The sequence below is a fragment of the Bartonella sp. AS69XJJH genome, from assembly GCF_042195585.1.
Taxonomy (GTDB): Bacteria; Pseudomonadota; Alphaproteobacteria; order Rhizobiales; family Rhizobiaceae; genus Bartonella.
In genome coordinates, this window is the sequence record NZ_JBHIOO010000011.1 from 1 (window position 1) to 15,751 (window position 15,751).

The following is a 15,751-nucleotide window of genomic DNA, read 5'->3' on the forward strand; positions in this document are numbered from 1 at the left end:
AATGATTGTGATGCGGTTCGAGAGATTTTTAGGGATTTTGACTTTTTAGAATTAGAGACCCTTTGGACAGCAGGTACGGCTAAAAAAATACCCCGAAAAGAACTCTTGATTCGCAATAATTGAGGAAAATCATAAAAAGATTTGTTAGAATCAGAAGAAAATATTTCTTCTCTAATAGGACTTTTTATATGCTTACATCCTTTGGTAAAATTTTACGGAAACTTCGCATTGATCATTCAGAACGCCTTTTAGATATGGCTAAAAAATTAGATATATCTGTAGGATTTTTATCATCTGTAGAAATTGGCAAAAAGTCTGTTCCGGTAGGACTGGAGGAAAAGATAATTGAACTCTATGCTTTAGATAAAGAGGTAGCAGAAATTTTGAGAAGAGAATCGGATGCTTGTCGCAAAAGTTTCACTATAAAGCCTTCTGATACATTCAGATGTGAAGCTGTTGGTATGTTTTCTAGACTGATAAACATTATTTCAGAAGAAGATTTAGGACTATTAAAAAAATTATTAGAGAAAGCTGGAAAAAAGAATGCGCTTTGTAAAGAAAAGTGTGAAAATCCTATTCCCGAACCTAATTATATGGTCCCTAACCTTAAAAAATACAAATAAAATCAATGTTTTATTGCAATTAAATTTAAGATTCGAATCCAGGTACCCCAGCCAATTCTAGTGAAATTAGTTAATCAAATTTCAGCTTGAGAGTGGATTACCCCCTTAACCGTCTGTTGCTATTCGTAGCAAGTCTTGTAAGTTGAGAGACACCTATTTGTAGTGGGGTAGCTCTAAATATGGTGAGGTTCTCTTTTACTATAGCTGTCGCTCAAAGAGCTCTTTTAAAAGATTCTTTTCTATAAGAGGGGGTAAATGATTTATGCGCACTTGCTTTAGAAAAACTATTTAGCTGGATTTTTTGCTCTATAGCAACACCAGCGGGTAATTTTCCGTATTCCACCATCTTCATTACGCCGAACAGCGTAGCAATAATGCTGATTAGGAAACACATGCCGCTGCATGTCACGTACCATACCAGCAGCATGTCCATAGGGTGCTACACAATCAATAAACCACATATATTCTCCGCCTTGCCAATCCGCATCGGACAAAAGCTCTCCCTTTTCAAGCATAGATTGATGATTTTTTTCATCTAAAAAAGCCCAAGTGATAAAGGCGCAAAATTCTCCACGTTCATTTTTATAGAGTTTATATTGCCCAGTTTGTAAAGCTGGTCCTAAATTTCGTTCGATATCCCAGATTCGCCAGCAGCGGTATAAGGGAGATGTAAGCATTAAAACAATCATGGCACCCAAAGCCGTAAGAGGATCTATGAGTGATGGTGATGAATTTTCATTTACAGACATTATCTTTCCTTTAGGGATTGTTCTAAAATTTTGGTGATAGGTTCAAAGAAATAAGAAATGAGACGCCGTTTTGAGGTAATGACATCCGTTGTCACAGTCATGCCAGGGATAAATTTAAGTTGCTTGTTATTCAAAGTGATATGATCTTGGTCAATTTTGATTAAAACAGCGTAGACACCATTATTAATTTCTTTATCATAGCGCGCTGTAGCGCCTACATTAACGACTGTACCGTGGATAACACCGAAACGTTCAGGTGGAAAGGCAGAAAATTTGATGTAAGCACGTTGGCCCTTTTCTAAAAAACCAATATCTCGATTATCAAAAAACGCTTCAACAATGAGACCGCCCGCACCAGGGACAATACGCATGAGCGTTTTACCAGCTTCTACAAAGCCGCCCAAAGTATGGATACTTAAATCATCGATACGTCCATCAACAGGTGCATAAAGTGATAAGTGGTCAATATGGTATTGAGTGCTATCAAGCTTTGCTTTTAATCCTTGAAGATTCAGTTCTGTTTCACGCGAAAGTTGGCGATAGCGGGCGATTTCATCGGAAATGAGACTTTTCCGTTGTTGGCGTAGGGTGTTTATTTCGGCGGCATTTTCTTCCAAACGTCTTTGATTGGTTAAAATTTCATGCTCGACATTTTTAAAGTCATGTAAACGCTCTAAATAAACCGCTTGGCTAATGACTTTTGTTTCCATCAGGCTTTTTGCAGCTTTTAATTTTCCTTGGCTTAATTGACGATCATCTTCCAACCTATCTAATTGCGCATGTTGTGTTGCACCGCTGCGCTCGACGCGGTCCGCCTGTGCTTTTAGCGCTCTTAATTTATCTTGGAGAGATTGAAGGGCAGCGCTAATGAGTTTTTCCCCTTCTATTCTTGCAGTCTGATTGCCAGAAGGAGGAACTGGTAGATAGGCAAGCCCTTTGGTCACAAAATCTTCATCCAAAGGATCACTTTCATGCAAAGCTGTTAAAATAGCTGTTGCAATTTGTGCTTGAAGGGTTTGTTGCGCGATATCTGCTTGAACACGTGCGCACTCATTGAGGGCTTCACGAGGATCTAATTGAATAAGAAGATCGCCTTGATGAACAAATTGCCCTTCTTTTACAAGAATTTTCTCAATGCGTCCTGTATTTTGCGCTTGGACCAGCTGAACGTAAGCGGTGGGAATAACACTTCCTTGCCCCCGTGCAACAATCTCTGTTTTTGCGATAAAGCTGCCGATTACAATAAAGAGAAATAAGGTGACCAAAACAGCAACCACCATATGAAGCGTTGGTGACAAAGGGCGCAAATAGGGAGCTTTATCTGCCATTTTTTGCCTCCAAATCAGTAAAGTTTAAGACGGTTGCATGCTGAGGAAAGAGGTCACTTTTGTGGGTAATAACAAGAACAATACGTTCTTGCGAAAGTTTATATAAATGCTCAACAATTTGTGCACTGACAGTGTCATCCAATGCGGAAGTAGGTTCATCCAAAATAAGAAGGCTTGGGTTTATCAGAAAGAAACAAGCCAAAGCCAAGCGTTGGCGCTGACCACCTGATAAAAAACCACCTTGCTCTCCTACTTGAGTATGAAGTCCTAAAGGCAACTGAGCAATCAAATCATGGCAAGCACTAACATATAGTGCAGTGTCGATTTCATCTTTAGTGGCATCTGGTTTAGCAAGAAGCATATTCTCAAGAATGGTTCCGGAAAAAAGGCAAGGATTTTGAGGAAAATACGCGATTGTTTCACGCACGCTACGGACATCAAAATTTTGTAAAGGTTGGGCATTAATCAATATCTTTCCGCTTGTTGGGGGGTAGAGTCCACAAAGGAGCTTCGCCAAGGTTGTTTTTCCGCACCCTGAAGGACCAAGTAACATAATTGGTTGCCCAGGTTGTAAACAGACATTAAGATGATTGATAATGGACTTATCTCCATAAGAAAAACAGAGATCGTTGGCTTCAAGATGAGGAGGAGCGCTGAGTTGAAGAGGCGGTTTTTCCTTTTCCCATTCTGAAGGGGAGTTAAGAATATCGCCCAAACGAAGACGAGAGATTTTCAAATGCTGCCATTCTTCCCATAGGGATGCAAGGCTTAAGATAGGACCAGAAACATTTCCAGCGAGGAGATGAAAGGCAATAAGTTGCCCTAGTGTAATCTGGTTTTGAAGAACTGCCTGAGCACCAAAAAAGATGATAAAAATAGTGAAAAGATCACCAAAAATATGGCTCATGGCTCCATTGAGAAGATGCAATTTACTGGTTGTAAGGCTTTGATCTAAACTACGGGCTAAAGTTTCTTGCATGCGTATTGTATGGGCTGGCTCCTTTACATGCGCTTTTATGGCTTCAAGATTGGTAAAACTTTCAATGAGGCGCGATTGATGGGCGGCTTGCAGAGTAAAAGCACGGCGTAATTGGCGGCGCAAGAAGGGACCGACCAACGCTAAAGAGCCCATTTGCAAGGGTAAAACAATAAGGACAATAAAGGTAAGTTTTGGACTAATGGAAAAGAGTGCCGCAAGATAAATGATTGCGAACAGAACATTTAGCACAGTTGTGGCGATGGTTCCTGTTAGAAACCCGCGAATTGTATCAACCTCTCCGATTCGCGTGAACAGTTCCCCCACTTGCCAACGGCGTAAAGTGGGCAAAGAGAGACTTAAAAGATGGGTGTAAATGCGCCGTCCAAATTCTAGCGTAAGCCGATTGGCTAAATAAGCTCCTAAGTAGCCTGATAGAGTGCTAAGAGCCGTGCTAAACAGCATGATAGCAACCATCAAGACAACGATAGCATAGAGACTTTCAATACGCTGAAAAGGGAGAATACGGTCGATAATCGCTTGAAAAATAAAAGGATTCACCAAGCCCAGCAAACGCAAAACAACAGCAACGCAACTGAGTTCGATAACATAATAGATATATTTCTTTGTTGTTCTTGTAAACCAAGAGAAGGATACTGGTTTTTCTTGTGAATGACTCATTTGAATTTATGATTTTATTTAAGAGAAAGAGCGATTGATGTCGCATATTTAAACAGTATTGTAAATAGTATTATATTCACACAAAAATATACATTTTGTGTTAACATAATATAAACATAGTGTATTTATTATTTATACAGTATTTTTATTATTATTTATACAAATTATATTTGACATTTGCTAAAATGAATAATAACAGAGTTACCACTGTATCGTTGTGATGCAGTTTTTTAATAATATAAGGAGACTAAAAATGGGTAGTTCAAGCTCGTCACATGGCTCGAATCTTTCATGTAGCCCTTCGGGTTATTGGGACGAAATGAAAACAACAGGAACAGTAGGAAGAGAGGTAGGCACAGTTGTTGGGGCAGCTGGAGGAGGTGTGCTTGGAGCAGCCGCAGGAGTAGCTGCGACAGCTGCAACAGGCGGTATAGGTGCAGTGACGCTCCTTTCGTCGTCTGCAGCAGGTTCTGTAATAGGTGCAGCAGGTGGTGCTCTCAGTGGCTCTTTATTAGGAGCAAGCGTGGGAGCTATACATCATACTTATCTTTGTTTCCGGTAAATTATGAAATATTTAGCACTATATATCTAAATTTATGGTAATATTGTAGGCATGTTATCAGTAAACATGTCTACATTCACTGATAAAATAATATATATTTTAATTAAGAAATTTTATGTGTTATGGATAAGTTAAATATAATTAATAATTTATTTTTATCATTAAGCTCTATAGTTATATTTATATCTTTATTTAAATTATATTATGGATCTAATTCGTATATTAAAAATAACATTATACAAAAATCATTAATAAGAGTAATTTCATTTTTTATATTATTCTTTATGTTGTTTTATTTCGTTAATTTTTATTTAATGGGGTTACTTAATAAAGATTATAAAATATTTTATATATATATATTATTTTTTAAAATATATTTTAGTGGAAATATTATAACTTATATTACTTTTATTGTTAAAAACGCATTGTTTGCAACAAATATTTTTGTACTTTTAAGTATGTATTTTTATAAATTAAATTTTCCTACTTGGTGGCAGTCTATAAAATTAGGATCAGTTATCATTATTACATACTGTATAATATATTTTGGACTTTATTATTTGTTTAATTAGTATCAATTATTTCATAATTATTAACAGTATTCCTACTTTTTCAACTGTAAAAATCGTATAATGAAAGCTTTATAAGAGTCAATACGGTGTTTTCTATAGATTTTATTGAAATATTTGTATATTTTAGTTTCTAATTGTTATGGTGGATATTATTGATGTGGATAGATTTTATTAACTTTATTTTAGAAATATTGCGTTCAATTCTTATCGTTTTTACTGTTATATTCTCAATTATTTTGTATTTTGAATCTAAAGGATACAGTAAAAAAGAAACTAAGAAAAAACTATTATCATTAGTTAAGTTATTTTTAATATTTATGTCCATAACTTCTTTTATTACATTAATTATTATTATAATATATCTATATTATAGATAAATATATTATATTTTGGTGCTTTCTTATTATGGATAATTTAGAAATTATTAAAACTGTGTTAGTTTTAATAAGTATTATTGGTTTTTTTAAAATTTTTTCTTATATACTTAGATTCAGAAGTTGGAAAAAATATATAAAATCAGATTTAATTGAGTTAAGTTTATTATTTATAGCATTCTCAATTTCTGTCTATATTTCTATATATATAAAATCATTCGTAAAGTAGATAAAATATTTTAAATTAAAATATTATGATATATGATATGTTTTTTATCAGGTTAAATAAGATTTATTTTTAGTAATTGTTTTATATCTATGTAGAATTTTACATTTCAAAAAATGAGTTGCCTTAGTTAAAAAGAGATAGAAAAAACAACATTTTATATGAGAATTCTATTTTTTGTTATAGATTATTTGCGTATCTATAAATTTATGTAGCTATAAGTTTATAATGAAATTTGCTAAATTTATTTTTTACAGAGTTTTTTCTTAAAAAACACAAATTGTATCAACTTCTCCAATACGTGACAACAGTTTCCCCACTTGCCAATGGCGTAAAGTGGGCAAAGAGAGACTTAAAAGATGGGTGTAAATGCGCCGTCCAAATTCTAGCGTAAGCCGATTGGCTAAATAAGCTCCTAAGTAGCCTGATAGAGTGCTAAGAGCCGTGCTAAACAGCATGATAGCAACCATCAAGACAACGATAGCATAGAGACTTTCAATACGCTGAAAAGGGAGAATACGGTCGATAATCGCTTGAAAAATAAAAGGATTCACCAAGCCCAGCAAACGCAAAACAACAGCAACGCAACTGAGTTCGATAACATAATAGATATATTTCTTTGTTGTTCTTGTAAACCAAGAGAAGGATACTGGTTTTTCTTGTGAATGACTCATTTGAATTTATGATTTTATTTAAGAGAAAGAGCGATTGATGTCGCATATTTAAACAGTATTGTAAATAGTATTATATTCACACAAAAATATACATTTTGTGTTAACATAATATAAACATAGTGTATTTATTATTTATACAGTATTTTTATTATTATTTATACAAATTATATTTGACATTTGCTAAAATGAATAATAACAGAGTTACCACTGTATCGTTGTGATGCAGTTTTTTAATAATATAAGGAGACTAAAAATGGGTAGTTCAAGCTCATCACATGATTCACACAGAAATTCACATTCAACTACAGCGTGTGGTATTAAAGATTATTATCATGCCGCGCAAACAGAGAAGATTGAGGTAGGACTCCTCGGAGGAGTTGCGGGAGCTCTGTATGGAGGATTCGCTGGCTCGCGAGTTGGTGGTGTATGGGGTACGGTTACAGGCGCTGTAGCGGGTGGATATGCAGGTTATAAAATGGGCAGAGATGCAGGGCTTATTATAGGGCCTATGAAAAAGTTTCAGGAGTGTGGTCATCGCGTTGACATTTTTTGATTTGTAGATAATTCTTAATAATATATTTTAAAATCAATTTTTTAGACATATATTTATAAATATATGTCTAATTTTATTTATTTTATAGATATATACCATTATAATATTTTATATAAAAAATTCATTTCGGGTGTTTATTATGTATATTGGTAATAATCTTATTTCACTATTAAGTTATAATGTTTTTGATATTTTATTTTCAATATTTATTTTTATATTTTCATTTTCATTAATTTATAGATACAGTGGTGACAGTTGGAAAAATAGTATAAAGAAAGCAATTAAGACATTTAGTGGGTTCTTTTTGTTATTTTTGGCGTTTTGTTTTATTTATGTTGCGTTTAAATACATTAGATATTAGTATTTATATTTAAATTATGTTTGATAAAAAAATATTTTCATTTAAATAAGTTTCTATTATTTGTAATAATATATATTTTTTTATTATTATGAAATTTCTTTATAAAATTGAAATAATCATTTATTGTAAAATACAGATGAATTTATGTGTATTTTATTGTTTATTTTTTTCTGTAACTATATTACATATGCATCATATTTTATGATAAATGTATTTCATTTTTCTTGATGAAGATATATTTTTCTATTTTCATTGGAAAAATAAGCCTGTAAGAAATGCTTAATTTCCTTATTAGAGAAGTCTTCTTTCCTACTTTTATGATGAGATTTCTGAGCATAAAAAATATATGTAAAATCAATTATAGTATTTAAGTTTAGAATTTGAATTCAAATATTTTATCTATATGTCACGCGCTAAAAAGAGGCTATAAGTTGCTTTTGGGTGTTCAAAGAACTTGTCAGTAATGCTTATGTCCGTTGAGAGACGATAACTGATTTGTTCGTTTCCGCACGTCTCAAAATTTATTTTTGAAATAAGCTAATTTAGTAAATGTAACTTACTATACTTCTAGCCTCTACTCATTATCTTCAGAAAGAGGAAGTGAGGCGATTTCTGTATCAAGTGCATCCATAAAATCGATAATAAAAGCAGCATTCGTTCCCAAATCTCTTGGCAAATAACGAGAAGCAGAGCGCATATCAACAAAAGTTGTATCCCCTTCATCAGTTAAACGAATGATAATGTCTGAAATGAAACCAAGGTAAAAAGTTTTTGCCATTGTTTCAATATACAGTTCATTCTCTTCACCTTTAAACTTTCTTTGAGCCACAACAGGCCAATCATAGGCTGCTAAAACATTGAGAACAGATTCGCGAATACGATCAGGTGAACCATCATAACGGCGCCCCGATATTTCTGGCCATTGTGACATCTGTAATGCTGCTTGTTCAGTCAAAACACTTTTGAGTGGCAAAGCATCGCTGGGACGTATTGTGCGAAAAAAAGCGGGCGGGATTTGTGTGTCGGTAGAAATATCGTAAAGAGCAGGTAAGGTAAACCAAAGTCCAAAAAATAATATCAATGGTGTAGTAGTTATGAGTGAATAAATGATCCCTTTTAAAGCGTTCATTCCCCCTAGGGCTCCATAGACCCATAAGCTATGAAGTGCTTTTAAAGCAAGAAGAAGAGAAATAATCACACAGCCGCTAGAGATTCCGATCAAAATTATGAAATCAATTACGTTAATGACGGAAAAACGTTGTAAAATGACTGAAAATAATAAAATAAAGAACGCTAATCCACCAAATCGAGGGGACCATACTGCTGCTCTTGAAACGAACCGAACATATCTCTTCTTCATGAAGTTTTTTCCCCTCAATTGTAAACTATAAGCCAAGTTTTTTCAGAGTGCCTATCTTACAAAAAGCTTCTGCTTATAAGAGAAAAATAAAGCACTTATTTTTGAGGTCAAGGATGCATAATGTCTTATAAGTTTCCAGCGATTATTTTTGCACTTCATTGAAGGTAATCAGAATTTCCTCTATAGTTTATCATGTCATTGATGCAAACTTTATGGAAACGTTTGTAAATAAAAAGAAAAAACTCAAATAGCAAGTTTTACGGTTGTTAGCAGCATATTTTTCTAGAACTTTACTCTTGATTTTTCTCTTCTGATTGCGGGGAGTTTTTTCTGTCAGATAATGCGTATCAAATAGGATATGATGATGTGCAATAGAGATTTCATTATATCTCAATAAAAAATTGAGGGATCTACAATCAGACAAACTTGAATTCGCGTATTCGATTAATAGAGAAAAAAGATAACCATTTTGAGAGGCTTTGTTTATTTTGTATAGAAAGTAAGGTGTTGTCCAAATGAGAGGTTAGTATGTTTTTATTCATAAAATATGCGGCAGGTTGCAGATGAAAGGAAAGATTCACTTTCCTTTTTTGCAAGTGAAGAAGGGGCAAAAATACGTAAAATGACAAAACCTTCATTCAAATTTTTAGCAACCAAAACTGAATTAGCATTTATTTTAGGTTTTGATTTTTTGAGTTCTATTATTTGTATTGGTTTTCCAATGATAAGATCGAGAGTATTATCAGGGGCTGTTCGGTCATTAAGGTTGTAAAAAATAATTCCGTTGTGCGTGTAAGCAGCGAGTGACCAAAATTGTCGTGTTTTCAAAGCTTTTAAATAAACAGGTCCATTTTCAAGATTAAATCTGCAGACTTTAAGAAGAAAGAGTGGATCAGCAGATTGTTGAATAGGATTATCGGGAGTAAAAGCAACAAATTGATAAGGGGCGCCGGATTTTTTAAGGCTTATCCATATATTATTTTGTGTCCAAGTGGGGATCAGAAAGAGAACACAAATATGAACGATAATAGCGCCAATGATTGCAAGAAGTGCGGTATGAATAAATCTAGTCACAATTTATTTGTCCTGATGGGATTTGTTCTATTGAGGGCATTGTGAGCTTTTGTAATGCCGTTGCTGAGATGATTGGGGTATCGTATAAGGTGAGAATAAGCCCGAATTCTTTTTGACTAACTGTTGCAAGCCAATTGCCGGCTTGCGGTGTAGGTGAAATATTGATGCGCAATGAGCCGTCATGCTCATAAGTAGTAGCGTTCGTGTGGAGTTCAAAAGGTATTTCTTTGGATGAAGTATAGGGTTTTAGGGATTTGTCAGCTGTATAAAGGGTAAAAAGACGAGTTTCAGGGATGGTGCCTTTGAGCAAATAATGACAGTGAGGGTGGAGTGGGCGCCCTTGGTTATCTCGCCAAATCTGGAATTGAATACCTTCAGTGCGTCCGAGTGAAACAATGCCTTGTTTAGCGGTGAGAGCGCGGGTATAGGGATCCATATTGGCGGTTCCCATTTGTGGATAAGCACTCCATTTTCCAATTCTAAAGAGTCCAAAATGATGAAAGGAATTGAGCACATAATCGACACTCCATTTTCCACATAAAATAGAAAAAGCGAAGATAAAAAAGAAAATGGTGATATTAAAAAACATCAGTGGATATCTTAAATTCAAAATGTTGAATCTCCAGTTATTTTCATCTTCAAAGAAATTGCAGATGGTTTTTTCAGATCTTTGTTAATCAATCGCACAATATTCAATGTTTCAGGAGAAAGCGTAGAAGGCGTTGGGGAGAAAAATTCAGAATCTGCATGGGAGGAAAGTATTGGGGGATGATAAGGAAGAAGAGAATCTTTAACACCATAGAGTTGTTTGAGCATAATATTTTGGTGTGCAGCAAGCATGATGCGTTGCCATATCATGGCAGGGACTCCACCCCCAAAAGCACGATTCATCGGTGAAAAGTTATCATTTCCCATCCATACCGCTCCAGTATAATTGCCTGTAAAGCCAACAAACCAAGCATCACGATAGGATTGTGATGTTCCAGTTTTCCCAGCGACAAGAGTCATGGGTAGAGCAGCACGCTTACCAGACCCTCGTGTTGAGACACCCACCATCATTTGGTTCATATAAGCAGCTGATTGTCTGCTGAGAACTCGGTGTAACTTATTTCCGTTATGCTCGAAATCCCATACCACATGCCCATCGATTGTTCTGATTTGCATGAACCCATGCCGATTACCAGCTATCCCGCCATTCGCAAAGACATTAAAGCCAGTTGCTTGATCCATGGGGGTCATGTTGGAAGTGCCAAGAACCATCGTTTTATGTGATAAAATATGTGCGTTAATCCCCATATTCTTGATGAGGTCTATGATGGGTTGGGTATCGCGGTTAAGATATTGATAGGTGAGATACACAGGGACTGTATTAATGGAAAAAGCTAAAGCTGTTGCTAAATCAATTTTTCCCAAATAACGACCAGAATTATTTTTTGGTGTCCAACCTCCCCAATTAATAGGAGCATCTAAAACGATTGTTGAGGGAGAAAGTCCGTGTTCCAATGCGGTTGCGTAAACATAAGGTTTGAATGAAGAACCAGTTTGCCGTCCGCCTTGTGTCGCTCTGTTAAATTGGCTCTTTTTATAATCTAGACCTCCAACAATTGCGCATACAGCACCGTTATTATCGAGTATAACAGTGGCAGCTTGTGTTACGCGATATTGTTGACCATACTGATGTAAATGATATGCAATTGATTCTTCTGCTGCTTTTTGAATATTCGGATCAAGGGTCGTTTGAATAATTAAACTATGGCTTGGAAGTTGATGACGCATTTTTTTGACTTCCTCGAATGCCCAATCAAGAAAATAATCAGGCTGATTATTTTCTATTTGGGGAAGTGCCCTAGCAGGGTGGCGATGCGCATTGATAATCTGGCTCTTCGTCATAAAGCCGCTATTAACAAGATTAGAAAGGACGACATTGGCACGTGTTTGAGCAGCAAAGAGATGACTATGAGGAGCATATTTTGTTGGAGCTTTAAAGAGTCCTGCCAACATAGCAGATTCACTTAAAGATATATGCCGTATGTTTTTTCCAAAATAAAATTTTGCCGCTGCGGCAATACCAAAATTGTTTCCTCCCATATAGGCCCGGTCAAGATAAAGTTGTAAAATCTGTTTTTTGCTAAAATTTGCTTCTAGCCAAAGAGCAAGATAAGCTTCTTTGATTTTACGTGTTATGGTTCTCTCGTTTGTTAAGAATAAATTTTTAGCCAATTGTTGTGTGAGAGTTGAGCCACCTTGCACCACACCGTTAGCTTGCATGTTTTGTGAAATTGCCCGTGTAAGCCCTTGAAAATCAATGCCCCAATGATCAAAAAAACGACGGTCTTCTGTAGCAAGAACCGCTTTAATGACAGTGTCAGGCATTTCTTCAACGGGGACAGAGATCGCTGGCAATGCACCACGGTGCCCAATGGAATTTCCATAGCGATCTAGAAAAAGAATGGAAAAGTTTTTAGGAGAAGACCAATCTGTTTTGGTCAGTTGAAAAACAGAAATGCCTAAAATAGTGAAAAGAGTAAATCCCATCAACCCTAATGTCAGTATTTCATCAAGAACTTCAACGATAAAACGTTTCCATCCTTGAAGATGAAAATTTTGTGAGATGATTTTTGCCTTTTTCCAGAAAAAACTGTTAGCAGAACGAATGTGATAAAGCGCTGTATCTAATCGTGCGTCTAATTCAATGAGAGCAGGACTGTGAAATGGCTTACGGTGTTGCCTTTTCTTTTTTTTAAAAAAATCAAACATTTAAAGAGAGCCTATGGCAAAGAAATACAACCAAACAAATCTACAATAATTATATGGAGTAGAAGTATTTTTTTGCTATAGTGCTAAAAGAGAAAGAGTTTATTTTAGAATTATTCATTTTTCGTAAGATAGTGTATTAAGATTTTATTATTTTATTGAATAAATTTTATTCTCATTATTAAAAATATTTTATTTTGAGTTTTTAAAAGTTTGGAGTAATATTAATGTGTTCTTCTGTAAGATAGAGGGTAAATTATTTTCATTTGTGCTTTTTAAGTCGACCCAAAAAAACCATTATTTCTTTTATCCTTTATCAAGGAAAAGAAGAGATGGGGTATTGAAATATTTATGATGAAAAAAAATTTTTTATTCGTAATAATAGCAGCTTTTTTAGGAGCAGATTCTGTTCTAGCTTCTGGGTGTGCTGAAGTAGGTAAGAAGGCTGCCGCGCAAGAAAGGGGGGTTCTCGTCCGTTCAAAATCGGTAGTTCAGGACGGAAAGGACATGTGTGCAATTGTGGTTGTTGTACCAGCCCGTAATGGTGAAAAGTTACGTCGTGTTGAGTTTTTTGTTCCTGCTGATTAGTCTTTGGCAGATGGTGTTGTGATGCGTATCTTAATCGTTGAAGATGATCGGAATCTTCACCATCAATTAGCAGAAGCTGTAAGACGTGCAGGATATGTTTCCGATAGTGCTTTCGATGGTGAAGAGGCTTATTTTTTAGGGAGTACAGAGTCTTACGACGCGGTGATACTTGATATAGGTCTACCGCAGATTGACGGTATTCGTGTCGTTGAAAAGTGGCGTCAAGAAGGGCGCTCCATGCCTGTTTTAATGCTAACGGCACGAGACCGTTGGTCTGATAAGGTGCATGGTATTGATGCTGGGGCTGATGATTATGTTGTGAAGCCATTTCATTTGGAGGAAGTGATGGCGCGCTTGCGAGCATTAATTCGTCGCACTACGGGACATGCGACAAGTGCATTATGTTGCGGAAATGTTTTGTTAGATACAAAGACGTCTCGTGTTTTTGTGGATGGTCAATTGATTAAACTAACATCTTATGAATTCAGACTGCTTTCCTATCTCATGCATCATTGTGACAGGGTCATTTCAAGAACAGAGCTTACTGAACATCTTTATGATCAGGATTTTGATAAGGACTCGAATACGGTGGAAGTCTTTGTAGGTCGGTTACGGAAAAAGCTTGGAGTGGATTTGATTGAAACTATTCGAGGAATGGGATATCGCGTGAGAACGCGAGGTGATTAATGAATGTTGTCGAAGAGAATAATTGGTATAGGAGGTTCTTTTTTGTAATTACTCGATCTCTCAGTTTACGTGTTATGATCTTATCAACATTATGGGTTGTTATTTCTCTTTTATCGATTTCTGCAGTCAGTATTTTATTTTATAAGCGTTCAACTGAACAAAGCCTAGAGCGTATCCTTTCTGCTCAACTCTACAGTCTTATTGCAACAGTGACGGTGTCATCGGAAGGTACTTTGAGAGGAGGGGCTGGGATTGATGATATTCGTTATTCTGATCCAACAACAGGATGGTATTGGGAAGTTGTTGCGATATCTCATAATTTAAAAGGAAGATTGACATCCCCCTCATTGGGAACAGGCGAGATATTTGCACCAAGTGATGTTGATATACCTTTTGACAATAAATTCTTTCGCTCTTATCGGATAACGGGAAACAATGGTCAAAAGCTACAAGTAATTGAGAGTGATGTTGTTCTTGATAATAAAAATCATATTGCACGTTTTCGGCTTGTTGGGAATATCGATGAAGCTCATGCCCAGGTAAAGGAATTTAAGCGAACTTTGCAAATTTTTCTTTGGAGTTTCGGTATCGGGAGTGTACTTATTAATATTGCTATTATTTTCTTTAGTTTTCAACCGTTGAAGCTTATTCGACGCGCATTGAATGATATTCGCGAAGGAAGAGTTCACTATGTGAATACGGATTTAGTAAGCGAAGTGATGCCGCTTGTACAAGAGATGAATGCTCTCATTAATAATAATCAGCGTATTATTGAGCGATTTCGCACACAGGTTGGTAATCTTGCGCATTCATTAAAAACGCCTCTGTCCGTGATTATGAATGAGACAGATAAGATGCGCGGAGAAAAGGCTTGTTTGTTGAGAGAGCAAACGCAAATAATGCAAGCTCAAATCAATCATTATCTTCAGCGTGCGCGGATTGCAGCACAATGCGATAGTATTGTCTATCATACGTCTGTTCGCAGTGTGCTTGAACGTTTGGTGCGGGTTATGAAAAAGCTTAATCCTGAGAAACAAATTCAATTTATTATGGATGTTGATGATATTATTTTTTCTGGAGAGAAGGAAGATTTAGAAGAAATTATAGGGAATTTGATTGAAAATGCTACTCAGTGGTCTCGAGCAAAGGTTTTGATCTCTTGTTGTTTAGAAGAAAATATTGAAGAAACAGGATATTTTAGTATCTTTGTAGAAGATGATGGTCCTGGTTTAACAGAAGACAAAATGGAGGAAGCATTAAAAAGAGGGCGGCGGTTTGATGAAAGTAAACTAGGGGCAGGCTTAGGGTTAGCAATTGTTTCAGATATGGTCAGTGAATATGGTGGCAATCTCTTTTTATCACGTTCTGATTTGGGTGGGTTGTATGCAAAAGTTTTATTACCTAGGATGGGAGAATAACATATTTTCTCCTTAAGCAAGAAATGTCTATAAAGTTTGTAAAGCAGTATTTTCAGACAATACATAAAGAGTAGGGAAACATTGGTTTTAGTTTCTTTGTTTAATTGATATATCTATATATAATAGATGTTTATAATATTCTCCATAAAAAAATGAATTTTTATCAATTCACATCACTCTTCTCATGAAGA

14 protein-coding genes and 1 pseudogene are annotated in these 15,751 nt (G+C 35.6%); 7 read left to right on the forward strand and 8 right to left on the reverse strand.

The window, feature by feature from the left end; translation table 11 throughout:
• Nucleotides 1–123 (forward strand): annotated as a pseudogene (locus ACFIK6_RS06255) (DNA adenine methylase); the annotation flags it as partial.
• A 65-nt stretch (nucleotides 124–188) separates the two neighbouring features.
• On the forward strand, nucleotides 189–623 hold the full coding sequence (locus tag ACFIK6_RS06260; protein WP_375642275.1) for a helix-turn-helix domain-containing protein: 435 nt from the start codon (nucleotides 189–191) through the stop codon (nucleotides 621–623).
• Between the two features lie 284 nt (nucleotides 624–907).
• Here ACFIK6_RS06260 and ACFIK6_RS06265 read toward each other — a convergent pair whose 3' ends face one another.
• From ACFIK6_RS06265 to ACFIK6_RS06275, 3 genes are read right to left on the reverse strand one after another with little or no spacing between them, the layout of a single operon-like run.
• The gene (locus tag ACFIK6_RS06265) at nucleotides 908–1,372 is read right to left on the reverse strand and encodes a toxin-activating lysine-acyltransferase (RefSeq protein WP_375642274.1); all 465 of its coding nucleotides are present in this window, start codon (nucleotides 1,370–1,372) and stop codon (nucleotides 908–910) included.
• The gene (locus ACFIK6_RS06270) at nucleotides 1,372–2,700 is read right to left on the reverse strand and encodes an HlyD family type I secretion periplasmic adaptor subunit (protein ID WP_375642273.1); all 1,329 of its coding nucleotides are present in this window, start codon (nucleotides 2,698–2,700) and stop codon (nucleotides 1,372–1,374) included. The genes ACFIK6_RS06265 and ACFIK6_RS06270 overlap by 1 nt, the downstream gene beginning before the upstream one ends.
• Nucleotides 2,690–4,357 (reverse strand): peptidase domain-containing ABC transporter, encoded by a 1,668-nt coding sequence (locus ACFIK6_RS06275; RefSeq protein ID WP_375642272.1) that lies wholly within the window; start codon nucleotides 4,355–4,357, stop codon nucleotides 2,690–2,692. The genes ACFIK6_RS06270 and ACFIK6_RS06275 overlap by 11 nt, the downstream gene beginning before the upstream one ends.
• A gap of 253 nt (nucleotides 4,358–4,610) precedes the next feature.
• Between ACFIK6_RS06275 and ACFIK6_RS06280 the strand changes: the two genes are divergently transcribed.
• Entirely contained in the window at nucleotides 4,611–4,919 is a 309-nt protein-coding gene (locus tag ACFIK6_RS06280) for a hypothetical protein (RefSeq protein ID WP_375642271.1), read from the forward strand.
• Nucleotides 4,920–6,357: 1,438 nt separating this feature from the next.
• On the opposite strand, the gene ACFIK6_RS06285 is transcribed toward ACFIK6_RS06280, so the two are convergent.
• Nucleotides 6,358–6,765 (reverse strand): ABC transporter transmembrane domain-containing protein, encoded by a 408-nt coding sequence (locus ACFIK6_RS06285; protein ID WP_273757917.1) that lies wholly within the window; start codon nucleotides 6,763–6,765, stop codon nucleotides 6,358–6,360.
• 253 nt (nucleotides 6,766–7,018) lie between these two features.
• Between ACFIK6_RS06285 and ACFIK6_RS06290 the strand changes: the two genes are divergently transcribed.
• On the forward strand, nucleotides 7,019–7,318 hold the full coding sequence (locus ACFIK6_RS06290) for a glycine zipper 2TM domain-containing protein (RefSeq protein ID WP_375642270.1): 300 nt from the start codon (nucleotides 7,019–7,021) through the stop codon (nucleotides 7,316–7,318).
• Nucleotides 7,319–8,253: 935 nt separating this feature from the next.
• Here ACFIK6_RS06290 and ACFIK6_RS06295 read toward each other — a convergent pair.
• The 4 genes from ACFIK6_RS06295 to ACFIK6_RS06310 all read right to left on the reverse strand — a co-directional run bounded on the left by ACFIK6_RS06295 (nucleotide 8,254) and on the right by ACFIK6_RS06310 (nucleotide 12,870).
• Nucleotides 8,254–9,039 (reverse strand): DUF1499 domain-containing protein, encoded by a 786-nt coding sequence (locus ACFIK6_RS06295; RefSeq protein WP_375642269.1) that lies wholly within the window; start codon nucleotides 9,037–9,039, stop codon nucleotides 8,254–8,256.
• Nucleotides 9,040–9,573: 534 nt separating this feature from the next.
• Nucleotides 9,574–10,113 (reverse strand): hypothetical protein, encoded by a 540-nt coding sequence (locus ACFIK6_RS06300; protein WP_375642268.1) that lies wholly within the window; start codon nucleotides 10,111–10,113, stop codon nucleotides 9,574–9,576.
• A complete protein-coding gene (locus tag ACFIK6_RS06305) occupies nucleotides 10,106–10,702 on the reverse strand; it encodes a DUF1214 domain-containing protein (RefSeq protein ID WP_375642267.1) in 597 nt (198 codons plus the stop codon). Before ACFIK6_RS06305 ends, ACFIK6_RS06300 begins: the two co-directional genes overlap by 8 nt.
• 17 nt (nucleotides 10,703–10,719) lie before the next feature.
• Nucleotides 10,720–12,870 carry a transglycosylase domain-containing protein gene (locus tag ACFIK6_RS06310; RefSeq protein ID WP_375677474.1) on the reverse strand — a complete coding sequence of 717 codons (2,151 nt, stop codon included), beginning with the start codon at nucleotides 12,868–12,870 and terminating at the stop codon, nucleotides 10,720–10,722.
• 348 nt (nucleotides 12,871–13,218) lie between these two features.
• Here ACFIK6_RS06310 and ACFIK6_RS06315 point away from each other — a divergent pair, with 348 nt between their 5' ends.
• The 3 genes from ACFIK6_RS06315 to ACFIK6_RS06325 are packed head-to-tail and all read left to right on the forward strand — an operon-like array spanning nucleotide 13,219 to nucleotide 15,560.
• Nucleotides 13,219–13,455, forward strand: coding sequence for a hypothetical protein (locus ACFIK6_RS06315; RefSeq protein WP_375642265.1), 237 nt, complete (start codon nucleotides 13,219–13,221; stop codon nucleotides 13,453–13,455).
• A 21-nt stretch (nucleotides 13,456–13,476) separates the two neighbouring features.
• A complete protein-coding gene (locus tag ACFIK6_RS06320; RefSeq protein ID WP_375642264.1) occupies nucleotides 13,477–14,142 on the forward strand; it encodes a response regulator transcription factor in 666 nt (221 codons plus the stop codon).
• Nucleotides 14,142–15,560 (forward strand): ATP-binding protein, encoded by a 1,419-nt coding sequence (locus ACFIK6_RS06325; protein ID WP_375642263.1) that lies wholly within the window; start codon nucleotides 14,142–14,144, stop codon nucleotides 15,558–15,560. The genes ACFIK6_RS06320 and ACFIK6_RS06325 overlap by 1 nt, the downstream gene beginning before the upstream one ends.
• Nucleotides 15,561–15,751: the final 191 nt, after the last annotated feature.